Source organism: Arthrobacter sp. 05T423, assembly GCF_056396245.1.
Genome location: NZ_JBFTLC010000032.1, coordinates 36,953 through 61,334, shown reverse-complemented (window position 1 = coordinate 61,334; position 24,382 = coordinate 36,953). Strand labels below are relative to the sequence as shown.

Sequence of the window (24,382 nt, the reverse complement as noted above, 5' to 3'; positions counted from 1 at the left end):
ACGACGCCGGCCTCTTCCGCGCGCTTGGCGAGGGCCGGTCCGGCCAGGGCGTCGGCCTCGACCGTGACCATAATGATGTGCTTCTTGGTTTCGATCGCGCGGAGTGCGTGCTTCACGCCCACGATCGGGTTGCCGGTCGCTTCAACGATCACGTCGATGTCCACGTCAAACAGTTCATCGGCGTTAGCCACGATGGTGGTGGAACGGTTCGCCAGTGCGGTCGCGATGTCCGGCGCGATCTGGTTCTGGGGCCAGCCGACCAGCTCGAATGCGCCTTCCGCCCGCTTCACATTGATGTCAGCGATGGCCACAACATGGATGCCCGGGATGTTGCGTGCCTGGGCGAGGTACATGGTGCCGAAGCGCCCGGCTCCGATCAGACCGACCCGGATCGGGCGGCCTTCGCTTTCACGCTGCTCAAGAAGGGAATGGAGATTCACAATGGACTTCCTTTTCGTGGCTTTTATGGAGGGTCGAGGGCTCTGCCGGCCCGGCTGCCTCGTCGCTCGCCAACCTTGGTGGTAACGGTTACACTTTTGTACCAGCAGTTCCATTGTGACGTCAATCACCGGCGGTGATTAACTGATCTTCCCCAGTCTGGAAGGAAAGGAGGGAAGTGGTGATGAAGAAGCCACCTACCATCCGCGATGTGGCCCGTGAGGCGGGCGTATCCGTCGCTGTCGTCTCGCGGGTGCTCAATGAGGGCACAGGGCCGGTCGCCGCGCTGACGCGAGCCAAGGTGGTCGAGGCCATTGCAAGCCTCGGCTACCGGCCCATGGCAGCGGCCCGCGACCTGCAGCAACGATCCACCTCGACTATCGGCCTCGTGCTGGCCGATCTGACGAACCCCTTTTTCGCCCGACTTGCGGACAGGGTCGTGTGGGAGGCCAGGGCCCGGGGCGTCCACGTTATCCTGCTTACCACCCAGGAGGACCCCCACCTGGAGGCGGAGTCAATCGACACCCTCGTTGAGCGTTCCGTTGCCTCCGTCATCGCTACTCCTGCCGGCGGCAACGTCGACAAGTGGAGCCGGCTGGCAGATTTGGGCATTAACGTCGTCTTTGTCGACCGGGAGATTCCGGAGCTGCCGGAATTCGACGTCGTCACCATCCGCAACGATGTGTCGGCCGAGACTGCGGTCAACCACCTCATCGGCCTCGGCCACACAAGGATCGGCTTCATCTCGGGCCCTGCGGAAACCTCGACCGGACGGGTTCGGGTGGCTGGTTTCCGCCGGGCCATGGAAAGAGCCGATCTGCCGGTGGACGAAGAGCTGATCCACCACATACCCTTCCGAGGCGACGTGGGGAGCGACGCTATTGGGGCGCTCCTGGGCCTGGCAGAACCGGTCACTGCGATCGTCGTCGGCAACACCGCACAGGTTCGCTCCGCACTCCGCCGAATCAAGCAGTCCGACATCGCCGTCCCGACCGAGCTGAGCCTGGTCGTCTTTGACGACAACCCCTGGACTGAACTTGTCTCCCCGCCGCTGACCGTCATCCGCCAGCCCATCGACATGCTCGCGGTCCACTCCGTAGAGCTCGCGGTGGGACGTGCCAAGGGGACACTCTCCGGAGCACCCCGGCGCATCCAGGTCGAGGCCGAATTCGTCCGGCGGTCGAGCAGCGCACCCGCAACCCAAACCACCTCCACCACCTGAGAACTTCACCCCACGCAACAGAAGGAAGTTTTCGAATGAGCGTAGTAGTCACGGCCGTTTTTCACCCTGACGAAGGTAAAAAGTAACAGCTCGCCAGCGCCCTTCAAGCCACCATTCCCGCCGTCCACGAAGAGAAAGGATGCATCCTGTATGCCATCCACGACGCCGCCGACGGAACGATCACGATGATCGAGAAATCGACAAGCCCAGAGTTGCTCGAAACCCACGCCAAAGGCCCTGCGGTGGCGGCACTCGATGCGGCCGTCGGCCCCCTTATTGAGTCCGCAACAACCGTGACGACCATGACGCCGATCGACGCGGGCACTGACGCTCAGGGCCTCCTGTGAAGCAAGCCGAAACCATCTTCGTGATGGGAGTTTCAGGGGCGGGGAAGACAACCTTCGGAATGGCGCTGGCGTCTCATCTGGGAATTCCTTCATAGACGCGGACGGCCTGCACCCGCCCACAAACAAGGCGAAGATGGCCGCCGGGACGCCGCTCACCGACGAAGACCGGTGGCCCTGGCTCGAAGCAGTCGCCCTTGCCTCCAGTCGTCAAAGCTCGGTCGTTGCCTGTTCTTCGCTGCGGCGCGTTTACCGCGAATACCTGCTGTCGCTCCTCCCTGGTGGAGTCTTCGTCCACCTGGATGCCGGCCGGCAACAGATCGCCGACAGGGTCGCAAGCCGCGCCCATGAGTACATGCCCGCCAGCCTTATGGACAGCCAGTTGGCCACTCTGGAGCCCCTCACAGACGCAGAACCGGGATTTCAAGTCGACGCCACGGCGGCAATCAGCGAGCTCGTCCAACAGGCCGCGGAACGACTCGCTCACCGTGAGGACGCGTTGGTGGCTCTCGCAGAAGGCGCGGCTTCGCGGAAGCGGCCGTGGCTTTGGAAGGGTTCAAGCCATATCAGTCACCGGGGCAGCGCAACCGCGGCGTCGTCAAGGCCAACAGCGGCAGTGCCTCACACCGGCGGGCGGCCTGCGATTGGCCCTGGGTCTGAAGATGGTCCAGCAGAGCCCTCTCCGGATGACCAGGATTTTCCGCAAGGTGCTTCAGGAGCCCCGCCCGGACTTCAGGACGCACCGCTGCTGAGGCCGAGAGGACATCGAGGATGACGTCGATGATCTGTTCGTGAAATTCGGGCGCGGCCTCAAGTCCCCGCACATCTCCACCCGGTAAGGGCAGCTTCCGTATCCGCCCGTGGTCAGCCTCAGCCAGGGCCCGAAACTCAATCAACATGCCAGGGTCCTATCCTCGATCTGCCTTGTTGCATTAGCCCCATCCTGAGCTCGGAGTCTGGATTGTTGGTGCGAGCCGGCTGAGACTCGGCCGAGATTACCGGCGGGCGGATCTGATCGCGAACGGCGCTCCATCGCCCGTCCTATCCGATTCACGCAGGCTCCATCTGCCGAAACCGGGACCACAATGAGTTTCCGGATGCAGGGGCTGGTCACATGAGCAGGCGCAGAAGGGCCGAGAGTTCGCTGCCCACTGAGGGCGTTGGGACAGGTGACAGAAGGCGTATTCCTGGCTTCAATTTGCGGACGCGAAGGGTCAGCCCGGTTTGGCCCGCCGCGATGTGACGTGGTCGCCACGGCCGTCTTTCTCGGGGCAGGAACTCCCGGGTGTCAGGTTTGTTCAATAGAGCATGGAAGCCGGCGGCGACGGGAAAAGGCTGCCGGGGAGTTCGGAGTCGGCGGCGTCCATCAGGTGGCCCCACTGGCCACCGGCGATGTCGGCCCCGTCGACTCCGTCATAGTACTTTCCGTTGATTGTGATGTCCTGGTTCGCCCATCGTGGTCCGATGCCCTTGTAGCTGCCGAACCAGGAAGCGGTCGCGATGCTGCTGGTGGCGCCGACGGTCCAGGTCATGGTGTTTCCATCGGTGGTGCCGGTTTTGGCGAAAATGTCCTGGTCCTTATTGACCGGGATGTTGTAGCCGGAGCCCTTGGTCAGGACGTTCTTGAGCGCATAGGTGACACCGGCTGCCACGTCCGGGTTGATGGTCTGTTTGCAGCCCGCGCCGGGCACCGGGTAAGTGTGGCTGTGGGCGTCCGTGATGGAGTCCAGGGCGACTGGGTTGCAGTGGACTCCGCCGGCGGCAAAGGTGGCGTACGCGTTGGCCATGTCCAGTGGTGCAACGTCCTGGGTGCCGATCAGGTTGGCGATGCTGGAGAGGTCGTAGGGTTGGTTGGTGTGACCGTTGGCGACGCCGGCCGCCGTCGCTAATTTCTGGATGTTGCAGAAGTCCAGCTGTGCCGCGGACTGGAAGGTGATGGTATTGATGGATTGGTAGAGGCCCTGGAGGACGCTCATCGGGTAGTAGTGGTCGGGGTCGTCGTTGGGCAAGGGGGTTTGCCCCAGGGCAGGGTCATATGATCCGGTGGTGGTTCCGCACGTATTTTGCCAGGGGTAGCCTGCCGGGTAAACGCGGACTGATCCGTCCAGCACGGTGGCCATCGATCGGCCGGAGTTCAGCCACTCGGCGAAGACGAACGGCTTCATGGTGGAGCCGATCTGGAATCCGCCGGCCCCGTCGAGCGGCAGGCCTTTGCTGTCCTTTTCGGGGAGGGCAAAGTTCCCGGTGTAATTCCCCGGCGCCGCCGCCGGATCATATACGGTGTTTTGCGCCATAGTCAGGACCTTGCCGGTGCCCGGTTGGACGCTGACAAGCGCCGCGCCGCGCTGCAGCGGGTCGGCCGCGGGCATGGAGGCATTGACCTGGTCCTGGGCGACTTTCTGGAGCCTGGCGTCCAGGGTGGTGCGGATGGTCAGCCCGCCTGTGTACAGGAGCTTCTTCCGGGCCGCCTCGTCGGCACCGAAAGCAGGATCGTTGAGTATCAGCCTCTGCACGTAGTCACAGAAGTACGGCGCGGTGGCCGCCGCGACGCAGCCCTGTGCGCTCCGGTGGACGTTGAGCCCGATCGGTGCCTTCACCGCTGCATCATGCTGCGAGGGCGTAATACGCCCCTGCCGAAGCATCTTGTCCAGGACCTCATTCCTGCGGGCCACCACGTGGCCGGGTTCGGTGAGCGGATCATAATAGACAGGGCTGTTGACGACGCCGGCCAGGGCCGCTGCCTCTGGCAGGTTCAGTGCACTGGCCGGGACACTGAAGTAGTGCTTGGCAGCAGCCTGGATGCCGTACGCGCCGTTGCCGAAATAGACGATGTTCAGGTAGCCCTTGAGGATCTGGTCCTTTGAGTATTTCTTTTCCAGCGCTATGGCGAGTTTCATTTCCCGGAGCTTGTCGCCAACGGTTTTGGCCGCTCCCAGCCTGACCTGGCCGGCCTTTCCTTCAGCCACCAGCGATTCAATGATGACGTTGTTCACGTACTGCTGGGTGATCGTCGAAGCGCCTTGACGGCCGCCTTGGGCTGTCACTGCCAGTGCACGGAGGATGCCGGTGGCATCGATTCCGCCGTGCTGGTAAAAACGTTCATCTTCAATGGAAACGATGCCGTCCCGGATGAACGGTGACATCTGTTCCAGTTCCACCGGGACCCGGTTTTCTGAATAGAATCTAGCGATCAGTGACCCGTCAGCGGCCAGTACCTTCGAGCTTTGTGCCGGCGCGTTGACGTCCAGTTCCCCTGGCAGCTGATCAAAGAGACCGATGGAACCGCTCGCTGCGGTTGCGCCGAGCGCTGTGGCCGGGACGAAAAGGCCTGCGACCAAAAGACCACAGACGGTGCCGGCGGCAATGAAGGCAAGGATCTTCCCCCAGAAGGTGTCTTTCGTGAGCATCAGGATGTTCCTTAGGTCGTCAGAGGGCCACTGCAATCCCGGCCCTTTGCGCAGTGCACATGAAGTGCCTAGTCAGTTGGCCCCCACGTTACGGCGGCCAAGGAATCCTCATCTGACTACTCATGAGCCAAACTCCGCACTGCTCTATGCGCCTAGGCCGCCCTCGGCACAAAATAAGAGTTGTTCGGTTACAGAACTAATTTATATTGCGAACACCGAGATAGGCTAATGCTCATGAATACGGCAGGCGGGGCCGTCCCGGACGTCGTCCCGACGGTCAGTGACTGCGCGGGCGCGGACGTCTGGACGCTGACGGGCGTGATCACGCGTTTGCGGCGGGTCCTGCGCTCAAGCGTGAGGCAGGAGTTTCCATGGGAATCCCTTCCCATGGCCCAGGTGGAAGTCCTTCAGCGTCTTGCCGATKAACCAGGCATGGGGGTCAGTGAACTCGCGGACCGTCAACGACTTGCGACCAATACAGTCAGCGGACTGGTCCACCAGATGGTGAGCTCAGGGCTCGTGAAACGCAGGCCCCGTCCGGGCGACCGCAGGGCCGTGAGCCTAAGCTTGACAGTGACCGGGAAGGACATACTCGCAGCGTGGCAGGCCGCCAACGACAAAAGACTCCGGCAAGCCCTGGAACGGCTCCCGGAGTCCTACCAGGATGCAATAGAAAGCGCCGTTCCGGCCCTGGCCGCCCTCGCGTCCCTGCTGGAGACCAACGAGCAGTTCCAAGACCGGAACCCGCACCAGCAAAGCGGGATGCAGCAGTGACATGGAGCCCCCTCAGGGCCGACTCCGGAACAAACCGGAACAGTACGGAAAGAGGCTGGCCGTCCGGTTCGTCTACACCACCTCTACCGCGACACGTTCCGGTGACCCCTTTGCAGCCGAAAACGGTACCCCCTGCCCGGGCCCTTCCTTTTACAGCGCTGAACGGCGTGTCCCGAAGGTGCCGCAAGAGGGCTCGTTGGAGGCCGTCTACTGAGCGTGCAGTAGTGCCAGGAACTCGTCTGCCATGGCGAGTTGTTCCTCCAATTTGGCACGGCGCTTCGCTGCCTCTTCAATGAATCCGTTCAACTCGGAGCGAACATCGGTGTCGCCTTCGCCGGGTTCGGAGGTCTCCAGTGCGTCGATAAGCCGGAGGAGGTCAGCCATGGCTTCCAGCGTGAACCCTAGCGGCTTCATCCTGCGGATCAGGAGCAGGCGTGTGAAGTCGCGTTCGGTGTACAGGCGGAATCCGCCCTCCGTGCGGCCGGACGGTTTGAGCAGGCCGACCTCGTCGTAGTGGCGGATGGTCCTTAACGACATCTGCGAGCGGTCTGCCAGCTCGCCGATGTGCATTGTGGTCACGACTTCTTCGGCCGTCATGTCCTTCATCATCGCTTCACCCGTCCGACTCAACCCTCACGTTACGGTAATGTTGCAGTCGCGGCCGAAAAGTCACCGGTCTGCTCTTTTCCATACCCCATTGTCTTCCATGACAGGGCTGGACTCGTGCGCATCGTGGCGCGCAGACATGTTACCCACACGCTCTCGGGAGAGAGCCAAGCCCCTGGAGCCGCTCCTTGGCCACCGCCGATCGCCCACGCCTGGTCCGCCAGTCGGTCACCGTACTGAGCGCTCTGCGCTCTCCGCGGCAGCTTACCCGCGAGGTCCTCGCGGGCATGGTCACCACTCTCGCCCTGGTCCCTGAGGTCATTTCGTTCTCGATCGTCGCCGGGGTCGATCCTAGGGTCAGCCTCATTGCCTCCATCGTCCTGGCTTTGACCATGTCGATCCTTGGCGGACGGCCGGGCGTGATCACCGCCGCGGCCGGATCCGTCGCCCTCGTCATCGCCCCGCTCGTGCACGAGCACGGTGTCCAGTATGTTCTGCCGACGGTGATCCTGGCCGGTATCATCCAGATAGTCTTCGGCTTTGCCGGTCTTGCACGTCTGATGCGGTTCATCCCGCGCTCGGTGATGATCGGGTTCGTCAACGCCCTGGGTGTGCTCATTTTCACGGCACAGGTGCCCCACGTGCTGAACGTCCCCTGGCTCGCCTACGTCCTGTTCGCTCTCACATTCGCGATCATTTTCATCCTTCCGCGTTTCACCAAGGCCATCCCATCGCCGCTGGTTGCGATCGTCGTCGTCACGGCGATCGTGATCATTGCCCACCTCGTCGTTCCGGACGTCGCGGACGAGGGACCCATCACGGGGAGGCTGCCCGGGTTCACCCCGTTCCTCGTTCCGCTGGACCTGGCAACGCTCAAGCTGATTTTGCCGACTGCGCTGAGTGTGGCGTTCGTTGGCCTCATGGAAACCCTCCTCACCGCAAAACTCGTCGATGAGATCACCGACACCCCCTCGCACAAAGGCCGTGAGTCCTGGGCCCTGGGCCTCGCGAACATCTTCGCCGGGTTCTACGGCGGCATCGCCGGCTGCGCAATGATCGGCCAGACCGTCCTTAACGTCAAGACCGGCCAGGCCCGAACCCGCATCTCCACGTTTGTCGCCGGGGTCTTCCTTCTTGCCCTGGTGACGGGGCTCAGTTCGGTCATGGGGCAGATCCCCATGGTCGCCCTCGCCGCGGTCATGATGGTCGTCGCTGTCACCACAGTCGACTGGCACAGCGTCAAACCATCCACCCTGAAACGGATGCCCGTCCCGGAAACGATCGTCATGGGCCTCACCGTCGCGGTGGTGGTCACCACAGGGAACCTCGCCTACGGCGTCATCGCCGGTGTCATCCTCGCGATGGTGCTCTTCGCCCGCCGGGTCGCCCACGTTATCAGCGTCAACCGAACCCCGGCAGCCGATGGCGCGACCGTCCGGTACGAGGTGATCGGGCCGCTGTTCTTCGGCAGCAGCAACGACCTCGTCGACCATTTCGCCTACCCCGACGACCCGACCTCTGTGACCATCGATCTCAGCCGGGCCCAGATTTGGGACGCCTCAACCGTTGCCGCCCTCGACTCCATCGAGACGAAATACCGCAACCATGGCGCCACAGTGACCATCGAGGGTCTCGACGAGCGCAGCACTGGGTTCCACCGTCGCCTCACCGGCCAGCTCGGCGCCTGACCAGGCCACGAACGCGCGGAGCGCCTTGAAGAGATGGACTGGATCCTTCGGCCACGATGGCAATGAGAAGGGGTAGTTGGCCCTCACGTCGATAAGGTTCATCCAGGCTTCACTGCACCCGGTCGTGGCGTCCGCGATCGGCTCCACGTAACGCCGCTGGCTGCTGTAATTCAATGCCGCATAGAAGTCCTTAGCCTCGGGTTCCACCTCCAGGCGGCCGCGAGACCTTCGGAACGTCAATAGTTCGCGAGTTCGACATGTACCTCCCAAGCCGTCGGCTAGCGTAGCACTAACACGAAATTCGTCACTTCGCCCTCCACGTGGCCCACGAGGTCGCCGTACTGTGCCTGTGCGACCCGTGGCCGCAGATGTCCGGTTCGGAGACGCTGGCAGCACCCACCCCCTAAAATTAGTGGCTTGGAGCAACTTCTTGGATGCGGTCCCTTACTTTTTCCAAGGCGGCGCTGTCATCGTGAAGGGGGTTGGCCATGCCCTTTGGCGCGCCAAAGGGAGGCAAATCGCATCGAGGATGGTTTTCAACAGTCCGCTGGATGGGAGGAGCAAGACGGTGAGTCTTGTGCGAAGCAGGTTCAGGGTCGAAAGGCGTCCCGGACCTCCGGTTGAGGAGCCGCCAGTCCCGGGAGTGTCGCCGTCGCCCTCCCCCCGAATCCAGCGCATGTCGCTGTTTCGGCTCCTGCTGCCGGGCATGGCGACAGCCGTGGTGCTGGTTGCCGTGTCCGTCATGCTGTTCTGGTCTGTTACTACAGCTGGGGGCATCGCCGGGATCGACCATCCGGCACTGGTCGCGGGCAAGAAGATCCGCTCGCCCGAGCTGGATGCCCTGGTCACGGGGCTCGCCTTTTTCGGAGGCAACGTGGGCATGCCGCTTGTTGTGCTGGTCACCGCTGCGGTCGTCGCTGCCACGTTGCGATCCAGGGCGCCAGTCATCCTCATTGTCGTCGCCTGGACCGGTTCGTTGCTGGTCACGATCGCGGGCAAACGGCTCGCCCCCCGCGCCAGGCCTGCCCTTTCTGACGCAGTCCCGCCCTTTGATTTTTCAAGCTCGTTTCCCAGCGGGCATGCGTTGACCGCGGTGGTCCTGGCCGGCACGGTCGCCTACGTGTTCGCGCGCCGAGGAGCGAGAATGCGCAGGCGTGTGCTCGCCTCCTTCAGCGCGGCCGTCGCCGCCTTGGGCATGAGCCTTACCGGCGTCTACCTTGGCCACCACTGGCTCACCGATGTTCTCGTGGGGTGGTCGCTCGGCGGAGCCTGGCTGGCGGTGGTCATCACTGCCCATCGCCTGTACGGGGTCAGACAGGACGAACGGCCGTGAGCGGCTAAGTCGCCACAGATCATTGGCGACGCCCCCCGGCGCTGGAGGCCCCAAAACGCGCACTCCTTCCTCTTCCTGCTGCACTGCGGAGCGTATCCGCACTCCCGGACCGGAACCTGCCGGACCGGACCGTCGTTCCTTATGAAGGACGAAAAATGAGCACCACACACACCGCGCTGATAATCCCAGCCAGAACCAGCCAGACCATCCGGATCGAGCGGATCAACACCTCGCCCGACGCACTGCAGCTCCTCGTTGGCGGCCCGCTCGAGACCATCACCCGCGGCGACTGGCAGGTCTGCCTGAACGCCGAGGGCATGATCACTGACCTTCCCTCAAATCTGCGGGCCGCCCAGCTGATGTACGACTCCGGCTTGGATCTGGCTGGGCTGGCACGAGGCACCGCCGTCTTCCTCGGCAACGGCGACCACGGTGTGGAAACGGAAGTGCCCGAGCACCTAATCCGGCTGGCCCAGCAACTCTTCGATGTCCGGGGGGCCGCATGACCGGTACCGGCAAAAACTGTTGGAACTTCAGCTGACCCTGACCCAGTCTGCCGGGCTCGGGGTGGACTTAACGTCACTGGGCCTGGTCCAGGGCCCCGAGATGCTAGCAGGGCGTTGACATGACAACCCCCTGTTGTCACACGGGTGCGCATGACACCGAAGGCTATTTCAGAACAGGATCGCGGGAAGTTCCAGCGGTTGTGCGAGGTGCGCGGCGCAGCCGTTGAGCACGCCCGCCGGGCACAGCAGTTGTCTGCCGAGCGACGTGGCCTCATCACGGAACTGATCGATCTCGGTTACTCACAATCCGACATCGCGCGAGAGGTGGGTGCCAGCCGCCAAGCCGTGCAAAAGATGGCTTCCCTCCGCTGACGCAACGAAGATGCTGATCACCACGCCCCGTCCGCGAGGAACACTCGGGGCGTAGCAGTTTGGATATTCGGATGCTTGGGTGCTGCTGAATTATGGAGGAAACTCAGGACGAGCCACGAGCTCCTAGTTGCTCCTTGTCCGGGCCATGGAAGACCCGACGCTCGCTAACCCTGCGCCGCCCGGCTTCGGCGAGAGTCATCTCGAGGTTCTGCTGCCTTGTAAGTCCAGGCAACACATTCGTACGCGGACTAATCAAGGCAGCACGACCCGCGTCACAATCAACTTCGACCCCAACTGCCAGGCACTACGCCGACCAGAGTCAGGAAGAGTCGACGGCAGCCTGGCTCGACCTCGGACAGCACCACCACGCGCATAGGAACACGACCTGCAGCGCACGGCCGGGCAAGGCAGGAGTCCGTTTCCTACCAAGCGCAGTGCGACGGTCAGGGTTTGCGGCCGAAGACCGGCGTGCCTGCGAGCCGTCCGCCGTCGACGGCGAGCACGGTACCGGTGACAAATGAGGAGGCATCGGTGCACAACCACAACGCGGCTGCCGCGATCTCCTCGACGCGGCCGACCCGGCCGAGCGGCACGGCCGCCGAGGCGCCGGCCTGCGCGGCCTCACCCGCCGCGGCAAGCCGGCCGGTGAGGATAGGGCCCGGCGCAATCGCATTGACCCGGATACCCGAAGCCGCGTAGTCGAGGGCTGCCACGCGGGTTAGGCCACCTATGCCGAACTTGCTGGCCACGTAACCGCTTAGCCCGGCAACTCCCTGCTCGCCAGCGGTGGAGGACATGTTCACGATTGCCCCGCCGTTGGCTGTCTCCTTCATGAGTTCCACCTCGTATTTGAGGCAGAGAAACGTCCCACGCAGATTGACCGCGATCGCGCTGTCGAACTGCTCGCTGCTCCACTCGGCCATCGGGGCAGGCGGCCGGCCTCCGCCGGCAGCGTTGTTGACGGCGGCGTCGAGACGCCCGAACCGTGACCGGATGCCCGCCAGCAGCGCCCGGACCGAAAGTTCGCTGGTTACGTCGGTTGGCATCGCAACGGCGAGTCCACCGTCGCCGGTAATGGCCTTCACCTGCCGGGACAGCGCCGCCTCATTGCGCGAGGCGAGTACGACGTGTGCGCCAGCCGCCGCCAAGGTGGCGGCGATCGCCGCACCGATCCCCTGGCTGGCGCCCGTGACCAGCGCGACCTTTCCGTCGAGGCGCTCGGCGCCGGTCATCGTGCTTTCCGATTCGCGGAGGACCCGGGCGCGACGCCCTCCGGGGCGGTTTCTGGTCTGCCTGTCCATGCGTGGTCGAGGGCGGCCACTGTTACCGCCCTGGCTGCGAGCCTGAGCGCATGGACCCTGAACTCCGCACCACGCAATAACCGGCCTGTGAGCACGCCGCGGCGCTCGTAGGAGACACGTCCCATGCCGAACAATGTACTCCTTCCAATTAACGGCTGCTGCGTTGGCCCTGCTCACCCCTGGAGGATCGCCCCGCTAGTGTTCCTCTGCAAATATTCACGTTTACGCCCAAGAGGGGAAGACGGCTCAAAGTGGGCGGCTCATTCAGGTACCTCCCGCGCCGTCGACCGCGGGGCGGACTATCTACTGGAGGCTTATGCCGCTTTGATGGGTGTCTTACCGGTCGGGGCTGCGGCGGCCTGAGTTTCGCGGGCGAGGAAGGCGGAGAGTTCTCCGATCGTGGTCATCAGCGGGGCGGGGAATACGACGGTGGTGTTCTTGTCGACGCCGATTTCGACCAGGGACTGCAGATTCCTTAGCTGCAGGGCCAAGGGGTGGGCCATCATGGTGTCGGAGGCGTCCCCGAGGGCTGCTGCTGCGATGGCTTCCCCTTCGGCGGCGATGATCTTCGCTCTCTTTTCGCGTTCGGCTTCGGCCTGCCGGGCCATGGCGCGTTTCATGCTTTCGGGCAGCTGGATGTCCTTCAGTTCTACCAGTGTCACTTCGACGCCCCATTCGACGGTGAGTACGTCGAGGATTTCGCGGATGTCGACGTTGATCCGTTCGGTTTCGGCCAGGGTCTGGTCCAGGGTGTGGCGCCCCACGACTTTGCGCAGGGTCGTCTGGGCGATCTGGTCGATGGCTGCGGCCACGTTTTCGATAGCGACAACAGATTTCACGGCATCGACCACCCGGTAATAGGCGACCGCTGAAACGTCAACGCTCACGTTATCCTGGGTGATGATGCCCTGGGACTGGATGGGCATGGTCACGATCCGCAGGCTCACCAGCGGTAGCCGGTCGATGACCGGAATGATGAGTTGCAGGCCCGGTTCCCTGACTCCCACGACCCGGCCGAGCCGGAAGAGTACACCCTTCTCGTATTGGCGCACGATCCGGATGGACATTTTCGCGACGATAAGCACCAGTACGGCCAGGACGATGAAAATGACAGCGGCGGTGGGGTCCATCAGGATCCCCTCCTTGGTTTACTTGAGCGGGACTCGCCGATGCCGGACCGGCGCCGTGACGAGTGTCCTTGTTCTATTGTCCCAATAAAGTGAAAAAAGAGCCTTGAGCAACTGTCACGAGGTTTAAGGGGATGGCAGGGGAGGCGTGCGGAACTGCAATTGTGGAATGTTGTCCGTGACGTGCTCCGGGAGTGGACCTGCTACGACATGCTCGGTGCGGACGAGCCAAAAAAGTTTGTTCACCGTCTCGTAGCATCTGGGTGGCCTTCCGCTGCATCGGTCCGTGATCCGGTGTGCGTCCGAATCTGACATGAGCAGGGGACTTTTAATCCTCGGGTCGTGGGTTCGAGCCCACAGGGGGTGCTTCGGAAATGACCCCGGAAAGTCAGGCAGGAGCCGTGGTGGGGGCTCCTGCCTGGCTGGGGGCGTTAGGAGAAGCGTCCGGGGCGGAAGGTGGCCAGCATCGGGTGCTTTGTTCCGGTCAGGATCTCGTCGGCGAGGAGTTCGCCGGTGATGAGCCCGAGGGTGGCTCCGGAGTGTGTGAAGGCGATGTAGCAGCCGGGCACCTGGTCGAGTTCGCCGAGGACGGGTTCGCCGTCGCCGGGGATGGGCTTGTGGCCGATTTTCCAGGAGGCGGGTTTGAGTTCGGGGTTGCCGGCGATGAGCTTGGATGCTTCGTCGGCGAGTTCCTGGACCACGTCGTCGGGGATGCTGAAGGACCCGTCGCCGTGTTCGGTGATGTGTTCTTCGTACCAGTCGTGGTCCAGGGCAAAGGTGTTCCCGGGGTTGGGGCGTACGGCGGCCCGGGGGGTGTTCATGACGGCCTTGACCTTGTGGTCCACGGGCTTGGTCAGCACCAGCATGGAGATGGGGGAGCCGTTGGGGATGTGCACGCCGAGGGGGGCCACGACGGCGGGCGTTGCGGCTCCGCAGGCGACCAGTACGGCGTCCGCCTCGTAGGTCCCGCCTGCTGCGGTCTCGACGCCGGTGGTGCGGCCCCCGTCGACCGTGACGGAGGCTTTGCCGGCGTTGAGGACGAGTTCACCGCCGCGGGCGTGGAATTCCTCCATGAGGAAGTCCACCAGGTCGGGCAGGCTGACCCAGCCTTCGCCGGGGTTGAAGATGGCATTTTCCGGAACGGCGCCCGAATCGATGCCGGGCGTGAAGGCGTCAATGTGCTCCGGGGCAAGCAGTTTTGAGTCGTAGCCGATGGACTTTTCGTAGGCGTGCCGGGCTTCGGTGGCCGCCTGCTGGCCTTCGGCGTTCCACATGAGCCCGCCGCCGAACTGCAGCCACTCGCGGTTGGGGTCGGATGCGAAGAGCGTGCGGTATCGGTCCACGCCGGCGAGGCGCAGTTGGTGGTAGGGAGTGGAGCGTTCTCCGGCGGAGTTCAGCCAGGACAGCGAACGGCCGGTGGCCTCGCTGGCGAGGCCGCGCTCGGTCAGCAGGATCACGGAGGCGCCTTCGCGGAGCAGGTGGACGGCGGTGGAGACTCCGAGGATGCCGCCGCCGATGACGGCGACGCGCTTGGCTGGTGTGGTGGAGGACATGGGTTCTCCCTTTCTAAGAGTTTGTGTTTGTGGCTGTGTCCGGTGCGGGCCCGTTGGAGGCGTGCCGGCTAGGCGAAGGCGTGGATTTTTTCGATGATCCTGAGGACCTTCAGCGACTGGGCCGGATCAACAGGGACGGTTCCCTGGCCGTGAAGGGCTGTGGCGAGTTCGGTGTAGAACCGCGGATAGGCCCCGCGCTCGGCAGGGACGGGGGCGTTGGAGCCGTCCACTCCCAGGACCCCCCACGAGTCCTGGGGGTCGACGCCGTAGGCGGGATCGGACGGCGTCATGCCGGCCGCGAGGGCGGGTTCCTGGCTGTCCAGGCCCCACTTCGTATAGCCGGCCTTCGAGCCCAGGACGTGGAAGCGCGGACCCGCCTGGGCGGCCATGCCGTTCATCCACAATCTGGAGCGGACCCCGGAGTCGTGGAGCAGGGACACGAAGGCCTCGGTGTCGGCGCCTTCGGGGGCCGGGCCGTGGTTCGCAGTTTCCCCGTAGCTTTCCGCTACCGGGCCGAAGAGTTGGATGGCCTGGTCGATCAGGTGGGCGCCGAGGTCGTGGAGGATGCCGCCGCCTTCGGCCAGGGAGGCAGTGTCGCGCCAGTTTCCGAAGCCTTCTGGCCGCCACCACTCAAAGCGCGACTCGAAAGTTCGGGTTTCACCCAGGGCACCGTCCCGCACGAGCTTTTGAAGGGTCAGGAAGTCGGCGTCCCACCGGCGGTTCTGGAACACCGTGAGCTGCACCCCGGCCTCGGATGCAAGGGCGATGAGCTTCTCGCCCTGGGCGGAGGTTGGCACGAAGGGTTTGTCCGCCACCACGTGGAGGCCGTGCGCGATGGCGGTGGCCGCGAGGTCGAAGTGGGTGAGTGGGGGAGTGCCGAGGACGGCGAGGTCCAGTTCACCGGCCTGGGCGAACAGCGCTTCGGGCGTCGGGACAATCCGGGCCCGTGGGTAGAGCCGGGCTGCTTCGGCGGCCCGTGCCGGGTCCGCCGTGACGATGACGTCCAGTGAGTAGCGGGGATCCGCAGCGATCAGCGGGGCGTGGAAGACTTTGCCGGAAATTCCGAAGCCGACGACGGCGGTCCGGACGGGTGCCGCTATGGACGCACCCATTAGAGCACCTCCGAGAGAAAGCGCTGCAGGCGTTTGCTTTGGGGGTTGTCGAAGAGGTCGGTGGGTGTGCCGGCTTCGACGACTTCGCCTTCGTCCATGAAGACGACCTGGTCCGCGACCTTGCGGGCGAAGGCCATTTCGTGGGTGACCACGAGCATGGTCATGCCGCGGCGGCCGAGCCCGGCCATGAGGTTCAGGACGCCTTTGACCAGTTCCGGGTCCAGGGCGCTGGTGGCTTCGTCGAAGAGCATCACTTCCGGTTCCATGGCCAGGGCCCGGGCGATGGCCACACGCTGCTGCTGGCCGCCGGAAAGGTCGCGGGGCCGGTGGTCGGCCCGCTCGGCCAGGCCCACTTCGGCGAGGCTCCGGCGGGCGCGTTCCCTGGCTGCGGCCTTGGACATGCCTTTGACGCTCCAAAGGGCCAGGGCCACGTTCTCGAGTGCGGTGTGGTCCGGGAAGAGATTGAAGTGCTGGAATACCATGCCGATCCGGGCGCGCAGGATGTCCGGTTTGACCTGCAGGGCGCTTTCGCCGGCCAACAGCACGTCCCCGCTCTTGGGTTCGTGCAGCCGGTTGACGCCGCGCAGGAGCGTGGACTTACCCGAGCCCGAGGGCCCGATGATGCAGGTGGTGGTGCCGGGGGCCACGTCCAGGCTGACGTTGCGGAGCACCTCGACGTCGCCGTAGGCCATGGTGAGGTTCTTAAGCTCCAGGGACGAGCCGTGGAAGGTGTGGACACCGGCTGCGGTGGTGTTGCTTGCGAGGCTCATGTGTTGCTCCCGGTGATCAGCGGCGAGGCCGCATCCAGTTCTGTGACTTCCTTCAGTCCGCTGGTCGGCGCGGTGGGCCGGCGGCGGCCGGTGCGGAAGCGGCTGTCGAAGTAATTGACCAGGTGGGTCAGGGGCACGGTGATGACGAGGTAAAAGACACCGGCCATGACCAGTGGTGAAAGGTTTCCGGAGAGCACGGCGGCGTCCTGGCCCACCCGGAACAGTTCGCGTTCGCTGACCAGCAGGCCGAGGAAGTAGACCAGGGAGGAGTCTTTGACGATGGCGATGAACTGGTTCACCAGGGCCGGCAGGACGCGGCGGACGCCCTGGGGCACCACCACGAGCCGCATGGATTTTGCGTAGCTCATGCCTAGGGCCCGGCAGGCCTCACCCTGGCCCTTGTCGACGCTTTGGATGCCGGCACGGAAGATTTCCCCGATGTAGGCGCTGGCGATCAGGCTCAGCGCGATGATGCCCAGCGGGTAGGGGGAGGGCCCGAAGATTGACTGGCTGAGCCGGGCGAAGCCCTGCCCGATCAGAAGGATCGTGAGGATCGCGGGCAGGCCGCGGAAGAGGTCGGTGTAGATCCGGGCCGGGACCCGCAGCCATTTGGACGGTGAGATGCCCATGACCGCGACGACCATGCCGAGCGCGACGCCGATGATGGTGGCCGCGACGGAAATAATCAGGGTGTTCAGGAGCCCGACTCCAAGGAGTTGGGGCAGGACTTCGGCCATAGCGCCGAAATCGAAAAAGGTACGGATGATGGTGTTGAGCCAGTCCATGGTTGCTCTCAGACGTTAGTTGTTTCGCAAGCGCCGGGCGGACCGCCGGTGGTGGCCCGCCCCGCCGCAAGCCGGGTGGCTTTACTTGCTCGGTGCCGGGCTTGCCGTCTGCTCGGCCTTGGGAAGGTACTGCTTGGGCATCGGGGAGCCCGGGAACCACTTCTGGTAGAGCTTCTTCCAGGTGCCGTCCTCCATCGCTGCGGCCAGGCCCTTGTTCAGGGCCTCCTTGAACGCTGTCTTGCCCTTGGCCACTGCGAATCCTGCGGGGGCGTCGAAGGAGGGGATGTCGGCCGCGCTGACCAGGCCGTGCTGCTTCTCGTACGCCTTGGCAGCCTCAAAGTCCAGGAAGTGCGCGTCCACCGAGCCGCTGTTGACCGCGGCGATAGCGGTGTTGTTGTCCGGGAAGCGCACCAGGTTGGCCGAGGTGAAGTTCTTCACGGCATAGGCTTCCTGCAGCGTTCCCTGCACCACGCCCAGGCGCTTGCCGGCCAGGCCGTTCACGTCCCTGATGCCCGAGGTCTTGGTGGTGATGACGGTCAGGTAGCCTGCGAGGTAGCCGTCGGAGAAGTCAACCGTTTCCCTGCGCTTGTCCGTGATGCCAATCGCGGCCACACCGACGTCGAACTGGCCGTTGGCCACGGCGGCGAGCAGACCGGAGAAGTCCTGGCCGGTGAAGACCACGTTGTCCACCCCGGCCCGGTGGGCCACGTCCTTGAACAGTTCCACGTCGAAGCCGGTGAAGTTGCCCTGCGCGTCGGCGAAGGTGTAAGGCTTCGCGTCCCCCAGGCTCGCCACCCGGATGGTGCCCGGCTGGATCAGCCCGTACGGGTTATCGGCCGTCGAGGACGCAGGGGTCGAACCGCCACAGCCCGACAGCGCCATGAGTGCTGCGACGGCGGCCGCAACGATCACCCCGGGGCGCCGGTTCATTCGTTTAGTCACTTCATCATTCCCATCATTGGAGCAAGGCCGCCATTGGCCCTGAGGTCTGGATTCCCTTGCTGAGTCCGGTCTCAACCGCTAGGATTGAGACCGGACTCACATCGGGCTTGCTAAAAAATGTAACCCAAGCCACAACGGCCGTCAAGGCCCACCGAAAGGCCACACATGAGCAGCAACGGTTCACGACGACGGGACGTCACGGTCGCGGATGTCGCCAAGGCAGCACAGGTGTCCAAGGCCCAGGCCGCCCGTGCCCTGGGCAACTACGGCGCTGTCAGTGACGACGTCCGGGAGCGCGTCCTGGCCGCGGCGGAGGAGCTGTCCTACCGACCCAACGAACTGGCCCGCAGCATGAACACCGGAAAGTCACACACCATCGGCGTGGTCGTGGGAGATATCGAAAACCCCCACTTCGGCCTGGCCACCAGGGGCATCACGGACACCGCCAAAAAGAGCGGCTTCAACGTCATCCTGGTCAATACCGACGAGGACGCGGCAGCCGAAATGGACGCCGTCCGCGTGCTGCTCGATAAAAGGGTGGACGGCCTGATCGTGGCCCCCGCATCCTCGCTGGAATCGCAACACCTGCAACGCGTTCACGATTCCGGCCGCCCCCTGGTCCTGCTGGACCGGACGGCCGGGAGCCTGGACGTAGAGACCATGGCAGTGAACATGGCTGACATTTCCTACGAGTCCACCCGGTACCTGCTGCAGGCCGGACACACCCGGGTCGCTTTCATCTCCACACTCAAGACGGAAACCCCGTACCTCCCCGGAATGCAGCTTGACTCATCCCAGATCGCCGACCGCCTCGACGGCATGCAGCAGGCCTTCCAGGAACGTGGGATTCCCCTTCCGGAAGACCTCATACGGCTCAACGCCGGCGACGCGGATTCGATCCGCCGCATTACCCGCGATGTGCTCAGCATGCCCGATCCCGCCACCGCCGTCGTCGCTTCGGATGGGCTCGTCGCCCTCAGCAGCGTCGAGGCCATCCAGGAACTGGGCCTCACCATCCCGACGGACGTCTCGTTCCTCATGTACGACGACTTCGCCTGGACGCGCCTGACCACTCCGCCACTGACCGTGGTTGCCCAACCCGTGTACAACATGGGCGTGGCTGCTGCGAAAGCACTTATCCGCCAAATCGAGGGCCTGCCTCCTCTGGCTCCCGCACCCAAGTTCACCGCGACGCTGGTCCGGCGGGGATCGGTAGGGGCGCGCCGGGCACACGACTAAGCCTCCTAATATCTCGACCGCCGGTGACTAGGCATTCTGGTCACGGGCCGGCGTGCCGCAGAACTCCTCGCTCCAATAATCGTCACGAGCTGGTTGGGCTGGCGAGTGAGCATCTGAGCTAACCAGTGATCCTGCCGGTGAAGGAATCCTGCCGGTCAAGGAAACGCCCGGAGGCGAACACGAGAACTCCGGCGTCAAGCTGCACGGTGCCCCTGCTCCGGGCGGAACATCGTTGCGGACTGGACGGTGCTACTCGGCGGAAGGTCGTTGTCGTTGCCGTTTAGTGGCCGCCCGTTGTTCCTTCGCGGCGAGGCGCCGACGGTTAGAGCCGCGGGTGGGTTTGGTCTCCCGGCGGCGGGCAGCTTCGGGAGCAAGACTTTCTGCCAGGAGGTCGGCGAGTTTGGTGAGGGCGATCTCGCGGTTGCGTAGCTGAGAACGCCTCTCGGAGGCGGTTACGGTGATCACCCCGGCGATGATCCGTCGGCCGAGTCTGGTGAGCAGAATCAGCCGTTGGCTGTCGGAGAGGGCGGCGGAGTCTCTGACGTTCCAAGAGAGCTCCACGCGGCTGTCCGAGGTGTTGACGTGTTGACCGCCTGGCCCGGACGAACGCGAGAACCGCCAGCGGAGTTCCGACGCGGGAATCGTGAGCGTGGGCGACACCTCCAGATCCATGGAACCAGCCTTGCACAATATGTGCGCGGCGACGGGATGGCACCGCGGCCACCGCCTAATTGTGCATGGCTTCGTGGATCTGCAGCGCAAACCACAGCTGGGCCAGCGTGGACGTTTCAGTCATATCCAGCCCGGTTAATTCGCTGACCTTCCGGATGCGGTAAATAACGGTTTGCCGGTGGGCGAAAAGCGCCGCAGCCGTCTTTTGCCACGACCTCTGCGTATCCAGGAAAGTCCGCAAAGTCACGATGAGATCGCCCTGCTGGCTCTGCTCGTACGCGAAGATCGGGCCCAGCAGGCGCTGAACCAAGGCCGTCCCTTCCTCGAAGCTCGTGAGTCCCAGCCATGAAGGCCCCTCGGCATAACGGGCCAGGTTCATGGCGTTGCCTTTGGCTGTGCCGAGCGCCCACAGAGATTCCTGGAGGGCCCGCTGGATGCCGATGGCGGACGCAGGTGAGCTGATGCCGATCCGGATCCCGGGCCCGGCACAGTGGAGCAAGATGCCGTCGGCCAACCCGGCGTCGACCGCCACATGCAGGGTGTTGATGCGCCGGAGGCAAGCCGCCGGTAGACCGTGGCGCCAAAGGTCGATGTGGACATTCGCCAACTGCTCGCCGTCCGCCGCGATCGAGACCATCACGAAATGCTGCGCCGGAACGCCAAAGGACAAGAGTCGGCTCTCCAACTCCGCGACCCCAAGCCGCCCGTCGATAGCCTGCAGCAGCACTTCCGCACCCAGCCGGCGCTGGCTTTCCAAGGCAAGCACCGTCCGCGACAGTTCCAGCCCCAGCACGGTTGCCGCGTGAAGAAGCACGACGGCGTCGGGGTGCGGTTCGACTTTGGGCAGCACCACAAGGAGTGCATTGGCGTGTGTGGGGATATCCATCATCAACACGTGCCTCCCCCTCACACGATGCCACTGGAAGTTCTTCCCGGTCAGGGACACCTCCCCGGAGAGGGGGTCCCATTCCTTTTGCAGGAAGTCTGGCAGCGGGGCGCCATCCGGATGCCACGGATGCAGGCATCGCCGGTCCACGACGAATAAATCCGCGTCGAGTTCAGCCGCGAGCCCCTGGAGAAGTCCCCGCCAGTGGTCCTCGGATGTTCCCGCCGTCCGGAGCAAATCGTAGACGCGGGCCGTCTGGCGCAGCCGCCGGGACTCTTCGAGCAAGGAAGACTCAGCCACCGAACGGGCAATGGCGATGAAGGGCAGCGGGTACGGGATATTGATCAGTGGAAGCGGCAACTGCTCGCAGGCCGCCAGGAGCTCCGGCAACAACTCCGGGGCGTGCATCTTCTCGCCGATGGCCAGCGCGCTGGCGCCTGCATCCACCAGCGCCTCGGCGAGCGCCACCTGCCCGGCAGCATCTGAGGGGATGGACAGCCCGTTGGTCATCATGAGTTCGCCGCCGGTGACCCATTCCCACAGCCTCGGCAAATCGGAGGTGTGGGCCCACGTAATGCGGTTGCCGGTGCCTGCGGATCCGGCCAGGAGCCTGAGCCCAAGCTGGGGCTCTGCGATGAGCTCGGCCACAGTAATTGCCATGGAACCTGTTCCGTAGTCGTTGGGGCGGCCGCGGCGCGGGCATTTAGACGAATGTATATACGCCTCGGCCATTTGTAGCCAATCTACCCCTATCCGCCGTGATGCGCGTCACCAAGAATTGAGTTACTTACTTCCCGCCCAACGGCGAGCACCCTCAGCAACCGAAGGATCCCGGCATGACAACGCACAAGCCCATCGGCCCCGTCGACGCTACAAAAGTTCCCCGGTATGCAGGCCTCGGCACCTTCGCCAGACTGCCCCAAATCGACCGCGTTCCGGATTATGACATTGCTATTGTCGGCGTACCGTTCGACGGCGGGACCTCCTTCCGCCCAGGCGCCCGTTTCGGTCCTGCCGCAGTCCGCGAGGCCTCCCGGCTCCTGCGTCCCGGGTACCACCCCGAACTGGACGTCGAGCCTGTCTACGAGGCCCAGGTTGTGGACGCCGGCGACATCGCGTGCACGCCCTACGACATCACCCGGGCAGTCCGCGAAATCGAAGAGCAGGCACTGCCCCTGATCAGTGCGGACAAGAAGCTCATTTCAATTGGCGGCGACCACACCATCGCCCTCCCGATGCTGCGGGCCTTGAACAAGGTCCACGGCCCCGTCGCATTGCTGCACTTCGACGCCCACCTGGACACATGGGACACCTACTTCGGCCAGCCGATCACCCACGGGACCATCTTCCGGCGGGCGTTCGAGGAAGGCCTCCTGGTGGAAGACAGGTCCATGCACGTGGGCATCCGCGGACCGGTGTATGACCGCAACGACTTCCTCCGGGACCACGAGTTTGGGTTCCAAATCATTCGCTGCTCTGACCTGGACGTCATCGGCGTTCCGGCAGCCATCCAGCGGGTCAAGGACAGGCTTGGCGACACCCCTGTCTACGTGTCCATCGACATCGACGTCCTGGACCCGGCCTACGCTCCCGGCACGGGCACCCCCGAGATGGGCGGGCTCCACTCCCGTGAGCTCCTGGCGCTGCTGCGCGGACTCAACGGAATCAACATCGTGGGTGCCGACGTCGTGGAAGTCGCTCCGGCCTACGACCATGCAGACATCACTACAGTGGCCGCGGCCACCCTCGTCTTCGACCTTCTCGCGCTGATGGTGAACCGCGGCAAGGTCGGGACGATGACCGTCCGCGAACTGCAAGCGGCCTCTTCGAGCGCATCATGAGCGCCCGGACCACGCCCGTGGCCACGGCCGAGGTGCCGCGGCTCGAAGACAAAACCATCCAGCCGATCCCGGCAAACGAACGCCACGGAAAAGCCCGGGACCTGTTCACCATCTGGTTCGGCTCCAACATCATGATTATGACCATCGTGACCGGCGGTCTCGCCACCACGGTGTTCGGCCTCGGGTTTGTCCCTGCGGTCGTCGGCATCATTATCGGGAACGTGGTTGGCGGCATCTTCATGGCGCTGCACTCCGCCCAAGGCCCGCAACTGGGCGTGGCTCAGATGATCCAGACCCGCGGCCAGTTCGGTTCATTCGGGGCCCTGCTGATCGTGGTGATAGTAGTAATCATGTACGTCGGGTTCTTCGCGGCAAACCTTGTCTTTGGCGGCGAAGCAATGGCCGCAGTCAGCCCAGGGATCAGTGTTGACGCGGGCATCATTATCATCGGGGTCGTCAGCGTCATCGCCACGATTTTCGGCTACCGGCTCATTCACGCCTACGCCAGGTTCCTGAGCATCGTAGCCGGTGTGGCGCTGCTGCTGGCTTTCGCCTGGATCCTGTTGGTCCACGGCCTGCCGGCCAGCTTCCTGGACCAGGGAAACTTCAACTGGGTTGGCTTCATGGCGACCGTTTCCGTCGCCGCCTTGTGGCAGCTCGCCTACGCACCCTACGTGTCCGACTACTCCCGCTACATGCCCCAAGGCACGGGCTCAGCCCCGGCGTTCTGGGCATCCTACTCAGGCTGCGTTCTCGGAACGCTGTTCCCCATGATCCTGGGTGCGTTGGTGGGAACGCTCGCCGTGACCATGAGCAGCGCAGCCGGGGACGTCGAGATCGTCGGCAGCCTGGGTGCGTTGCTCCATCCGTGGACCCTGGTGGTGGTCGGGATCTTCTGCCTGGGCGTTGCGGCGTCGAACGCCATGAACCTATACTGCGGCGTCCTGTGCACCCTCACCATCGGGCAGACGTTCAGGCCGAACTGGTTGCCGCATGCCAAGACACGAAGCATCGCGGCGGTAGTCCTCTTCGCAGTCGCGCTGATGATCGCACTGTTCGCCCGCGACAATTTCATCCTCTTCTACACGAACTTCCTCTCCTTCCTGATGTACGTCCTGGTTCCCTGGACGGCCATCAACCTGGTGGACTACTACCTCCTCCGCCACGGTGACTACAAGGTTGAAGACTTCTTCAAGCGCGACGGCGGTGTCTACGGGCGGTTCAATTGGGTCGCCATCGGCTCCTACGTAGCAGGCGCCCTGATCCAGGTTCCCTTCTCGGCAACTGCGGTCTATACCGGACCGCTGGCCGCGGCAATGGGCGGCGTGGACATTTCATGGATCGTCGGCCTGGTCGTCGTAGCCCCGCTTTACTACTTTGCGGCCCGCGTCTTCCGTAAGAAAACGGACGCTGCCCCCTTTCAAGCCCCTGTCCTCGCGACTGACCTCATCTGAAAGCGAAACA

At 64.0% G+C, this 24,382-nt stretch carries 23 protein-coding genes and 1 pseudogene; 11 read left to right on the top strand and 13 right to left on the bottom strand.

Annotated features, from left to right (window positions below):
- A partial coding sequence (locus AC1DFE_RS19545) for a Gfo/Idh/MocA family oxidoreductase (protein WP_476907520.1) occupies window positions 1-440 on the bottom strand: 440 nt, incomplete at its 3' end.
- 182 nt (window positions 441-622) lie between these two features.
- On the opposite strand from AC1DFE_RS19545, the gene AC1DFE_RS19540 reads away from it, so the two are divergent.
- The 3 genes and pseudogenes from AC1DFE_RS19540 to AC1DFE_RS19530 form a co-directional block, all read left to right on the top strand.
- Complete coding sequence (locus tag AC1DFE_RS19540) at window positions 623-1,660, top strand: LacI family DNA-binding transcriptional regulator (RefSeq protein ID WP_476907519.1); 1,038 nt, start codon at window positions 623-625, stop codon at window positions 1,658-1,660.
- A 185-nt stretch (window positions 1,661-1,845) separates the two neighbouring features.
- Entirely contained in the window at window positions 1,846-2,007 is a 162-nt protein-coding gene (locus AC1DFE_RS19535; RefSeq protein ID WP_476907518.1) for a hypothetical protein, read from the top strand.
- 133 nt (window positions 2,008-2,140) lie between these two features.
- Window positions 2,141-2,419 (top strand): annotated as a pseudogene (locus AC1DFE_RS19530) (gluconokinase); the annotation flags it as partial.
- A gap of 151 nt (window positions 2,420-2,570) precedes the next feature.
- Here AC1DFE_RS19530 and AC1DFE_RS19525 read toward each other — a convergent pair.
- Together AC1DFE_RS19525 and AC1DFE_RS19520 are read right to left on the bottom strand one after the other, a co-directional pair.
- Window positions 2,571-2,903 carry a hypothetical protein gene (locus AC1DFE_RS19525; RefSeq protein WP_476907522.1) on the bottom strand — a complete coding sequence of 111 codons (333 nt, stop codon included), beginning with the start codon at window positions 2,901-2,903 and terminating at the stop codon, window positions 2,571-2,573.
- Between the two features lie 399 nt (window positions 2,904-3,302).
- Window positions 3,303-5,411: a transglycosylase domain-containing protein gene (locus AC1DFE_RS19520; RefSeq protein WP_476907517.1), complete on the bottom strand. Its 2,109-nt coding sequence runs from the start codon at window positions 5,409-5,411 to the stop codon at window positions 3,303-3,305.
- 234 nt (window positions 5,412-5,645) lie between these two features.
- Here AC1DFE_RS19520 and AC1DFE_RS19515 point away from each other — a divergent pair, with 234 nt between their 5' ends.
- Window positions 5,646-6,185, top strand: coding sequence for a MarR family winged helix-turn-helix transcriptional regulator (locus tag AC1DFE_RS19515; RefSeq protein ID WP_476907516.1), 540 nt, complete (start codon window positions 5,646-5,648; stop codon window positions 6,183-6,185).
- 207 nt (window positions 6,186-6,392) lie between these two features.
- Here AC1DFE_RS19515 and AC1DFE_RS19510 read toward each other — a convergent pair whose 3' ends face one another.
- Window positions 6,393-6,782: a MerR family transcriptional regulator gene (locus tag AC1DFE_RS19510; protein ID WP_476907515.1), complete on the bottom strand. Its 390-nt coding sequence runs from the start codon at window positions 6,780-6,782 to the stop codon at window positions 6,393-6,395.
- A 197-nt stretch (window positions 6,783-6,979) separates the two neighbouring features.
- On the opposite strand from AC1DFE_RS19510, the gene AC1DFE_RS19505 reads away from it, so the two are divergent.
- The 4 genes from AC1DFE_RS19505 (at window position 6,980) to AC1DFE_RS19490 (ending at window position 10,690) form a co-directional block, all read left to right on the top strand.
- Window positions 6,980-8,479: a SulP family inorganic anion transporter gene (locus AC1DFE_RS19505; protein ID WP_476907514.1), complete on the top strand. Its 1,500-nt coding sequence runs from the start codon at window positions 6,980-6,982 to the stop codon at window positions 8,477-8,479.
- Between the two features lie 676 nt (window positions 8,480-9,155).
- Complete coding sequence (locus tag AC1DFE_RS19500; RefSeq protein ID WP_476907513.1) at window positions 9,156-9,812, top strand: phosphatase PAP2 family protein; 657 nt, start codon at window positions 9,156-9,158, stop codon at window positions 9,810-9,812.
- Window positions 9,813-9,967: 155 nt separating this feature from the next.
- Window positions 9,968-10,318, top strand: coding sequence for a DUF3846 domain-containing protein (locus AC1DFE_RS19495; RefSeq protein WP_476907512.1), 351 nt, complete (start codon window positions 9,968-9,970; stop codon window positions 10,316-10,318).
- 150 nt (window positions 10,319-10,468) lie between these two features.
- Window positions 10,469-10,690: a hypothetical protein gene (locus AC1DFE_RS19490; protein WP_476907511.1), complete on the top strand. Its 222-nt coding sequence runs from the start codon at window positions 10,469-10,471 to the stop codon at window positions 10,688-10,690.
- Window positions 10,691-11,133: 443 nt separating this feature from the next.
- Here AC1DFE_RS19490 and AC1DFE_RS19485 read toward each other — a convergent pair whose 3' ends face one another.
- The 7 genes from AC1DFE_RS19485 to AC1DFE_RS19455 all read right to left on the bottom strand — a co-directional run bounded on the left by AC1DFE_RS19485 (window position 11,134) and on the right by AC1DFE_RS19455 (window position 18,268).
- Window positions 11,134-11,922 (bottom strand): SDR family NAD(P)-dependent oxidoreductase, encoded by a 789-nt coding sequence (locus AC1DFE_RS19485; RefSeq protein WP_476907510.1) that lies wholly within the window; start codon window positions 11,920-11,922, stop codon window positions 11,134-11,136.
- Window positions 11,923-12,305: 383 nt separating this feature from the next.
- On the bottom strand, window positions 12,306-13,121 hold the full coding sequence (locus tag AC1DFE_RS19480; RefSeq protein WP_476907509.1) for an SPFH domain-containing protein: 816 nt from the start codon (window positions 13,119-13,121) through the stop codon (window positions 12,306-12,308).
- A 428-nt stretch (window positions 13,122-13,549) separates the two neighbouring features.
- Complete coding sequence (locus AC1DFE_RS19475) at window positions 13,550-14,671, bottom strand: NAD(P)/FAD-dependent oxidoreductase (RefSeq protein ID WP_476907508.1); 1,122 nt, start codon at window positions 14,669-14,671, stop codon at window positions 13,550-13,552.
- A gap of 68 nt (window positions 14,672-14,739) precedes the next feature.
- The gene (locus AC1DFE_RS19470; RefSeq protein WP_476907507.1) at window positions 14,740-15,783 is read right to left on the bottom strand and encodes a Gfo/Idh/MocA family protein; all 1,044 of its coding nucleotides are present in this window, start codon (window positions 15,781-15,783) and stop codon (window positions 14,740-14,742) included.
- The gene (locus AC1DFE_RS19465) at window positions 15,783-16,553 is read right to left on the bottom strand and encodes an amino acid ABC transporter ATP-binding protein (protein ID WP_476907506.1); all 771 of its coding nucleotides are present in this window, start codon (window positions 16,551-16,553) and stop codon (window positions 15,783-15,785) included. The genes AC1DFE_RS19470 and AC1DFE_RS19465 overlap by 1 nt, the downstream gene beginning before the upstream one ends.
- Window positions 16,550-17,338: an amino acid ABC transporter permease gene (locus AC1DFE_RS19460; RefSeq protein WP_476907505.1), complete on the bottom strand. Its 789-nt coding sequence runs from the start codon at window positions 17,336-17,338 to the stop codon at window positions 16,550-16,552. The genes AC1DFE_RS19465 and AC1DFE_RS19460 overlap by 4 nt, the downstream gene beginning before the upstream one ends.
- 81 nt (window positions 17,339-17,419) lie before the next feature.
- Window positions 17,420-18,268, bottom strand: coding sequence for an ABC transporter substrate-binding protein (locus AC1DFE_RS19455; RefSeq protein WP_476907521.1), 849 nt, complete (start codon window positions 18,266-18,268; stop codon window positions 17,420-17,422).
- Window positions 18,269-18,445: 177 nt separating this feature from the next.
- On the opposite strand from AC1DFE_RS19455, the gene AC1DFE_RS19450 reads away from it, so the two are divergent.
- A complete protein-coding gene (locus tag AC1DFE_RS19450) occupies window positions 18,446-19,519 on the top strand; it encodes a LacI family DNA-binding transcriptional regulator (protein WP_476907504.1) in 1,074 nt (357 codons plus the stop codon).
- A 249-nt stretch (window positions 19,520-19,768) separates the two neighbouring features.
- Here the strand turns inward: AC1DFE_RS19450 and arfB are convergent, their stop codons facing one another.
- Complete coding sequence (gene arfB / locus AC1DFE_RS19445; protein ID WP_476907503.1) at window positions 19,769-20,191, bottom strand: alternative ribosome rescue aminoacyl-tRNA hydrolase ArfB; 423 nt, start codon at window positions 20,189-20,191, stop codon at window positions 19,769-19,771.
- 55 nt (window positions 20,192-20,246) lie between these two features.
- Entirely contained in the window at window positions 20,247-21,737 is a 1,491-nt protein-coding gene (locus AC1DFE_RS19440) for a PucR family transcriptional regulator (RefSeq protein WP_476907502.1), read from the bottom strand.
- A gap of 176 nt (window positions 21,738-21,913) precedes the next feature.
- On the opposite strand from AC1DFE_RS19440, the gene speB reads away from it, so the two are divergent.
- Together speB and AC1DFE_RS19430 are read left to right on the top strand one after the other, a co-directional pair.
- Window positions 21,914-22,918, top strand: coding sequence for an agmatinase (gene speB, locus AC1DFE_RS19435; protein WP_476907501.1), 1,005 nt, complete (start codon window positions 21,914-21,916; stop codon window positions 22,916-22,918).
- Window positions 22,915-24,372: a purine-cytosine permease family protein gene (locus AC1DFE_RS19430; RefSeq protein WP_476907500.1), complete on the top strand. Its 1,458-nt coding sequence runs from the start codon at window positions 22,915-22,917 to the stop codon at window positions 24,370-24,372. The genes speB and AC1DFE_RS19430 overlap by 4 nt, the downstream gene beginning before the upstream one ends.
- Window positions 24,373-24,382 lie beyond the last annotated feature (10 nt).

Coding starts and splice junctions, on each gene's coding strand:
- speB (WP_476907501.1), top strand. CDS start 21,914: ATGACAACGCACAAGCCCATCGGCCCCGTCGACGCTACAAAAGTTCCC.
- AC1DFE_RS19540 (WP_476907519.1), top strand. CDS start 623: ATGAAGAAGCCACCTACCATCCGCGATGTGGCCCGTGAGGCGGGCGTA.
- AC1DFE_RS19460 (WP_476907505.1), bottom strand. CDS start 17,338: ATGGACTGGCTCAACACCATCATCCGTACCTTTTTCGATTTCGGCGCT.
- AC1DFE_RS19475 (WP_476907508.1), bottom strand. CDS start 14,671: ATGTCCTCCACCACACCAGCCAAGCGCGTCGCCGTCATCGGCGGCGGC.
- AC1DFE_RS19480 (WP_476907509.1), bottom strand. CDS start 13,121: ATGGACCCCACCGCCGCTGTCATTTTCATCGTCCTGGCCGTACTGGTG.
- AC1DFE_RS19490 (WP_476907511.1), top strand. CDS start 10,469: ATGACACCGAAGGCTATTTCAGAACAGGATCGCGGGAAGTTCCAGCGG.
- AC1DFE_RS19485 (WP_476907510.1), bottom strand. CDS start 11,922: ATGACCGGCGCCGAGCGCCTCGACGGAAAGGTCGCGCTGGTCACGGGC.
- AC1DFE_RS19520 (WP_476907517.1), bottom strand. CDS start 5,411: ATGCTCACGAAAGACACCTTCTGGGGGAAGATCCTTGCCTTCATTGCC.
- arfB (WP_476907503.1), bottom strand. CDS start 20,191: ATGGATCTGGAGGTGTCGCCCACGCTCACGATTCCCGCGTCGGAACTC.
- AC1DFE_RS19525 (WP_476907522.1), bottom strand. CDS start 2,903: ATGTTGATTGAGTTTCGGGCCCTGGCTGAGGCTGACCACGGGCGGATA.
- AC1DFE_RS19495 (WP_476907512.1), top strand. CDS start 9,968: ATGAGCACCACACACACCGCGCTGATAATCCCAGCCAGAACCAGCCAG.
- AC1DFE_RS19430 (WP_476907500.1), top strand. CDS start 22,915: ATGAGCGCCCGGACCACGCCCGTGGCCACGGCCGAGGTGCCGCGGCTC.
- AC1DFE_RS19440 (WP_476907502.1), bottom strand. CDS start 21,737: ATGGCAATTACTGTGGCCGAGCTCATCGCAGAGCCCCAGCTTGGGCTC.
- AC1DFE_RS19450 (WP_476907504.1), top strand. CDS start 18,446: ATGAGCAGCAACGGTTCACGACGACGGGACGTCACGGTCGCGGATGTC.
- AC1DFE_RS19510 (WP_476907515.1), bottom strand. CDS start 6,782: ATGACGGCCGAAGAAGTCGTGACCACAATGCACATCGGCGAGCTGGCA.
- AC1DFE_RS19465 (WP_476907506.1), bottom strand. CDS start 16,553: ATGAGCCTCGCAAGCAACACCACCGCAGCCGGTGTCCACACCTTCCAC.
- AC1DFE_RS19535 (WP_476907518.1), top strand. CDS start 1,846: ATGATCGAGAAATCGACAAGCCCAGAGTTGCTCGAAACCCACGCCAAA.
- AC1DFE_RS19500 (WP_476907513.1), top strand. CDS start 9,156: ATGTCGCTGTTTCGGCTCCTGCTGCCGGGCATGGCGACAGCCGTGGTG.
- AC1DFE_RS19455 (WP_476907521.1), bottom strand. CDS start 18,268: ATGAACCGGCGCCCCGGGGTGATCGTTGCGGCCGCCGTCGCAGCACTC.
- AC1DFE_RS19470 (WP_476907507.1), bottom strand. CDS start 15,783: ATGGGTGCGTCCATAGCGGCACCCGTCCGGACCGCCGTCGTCGGCTTC.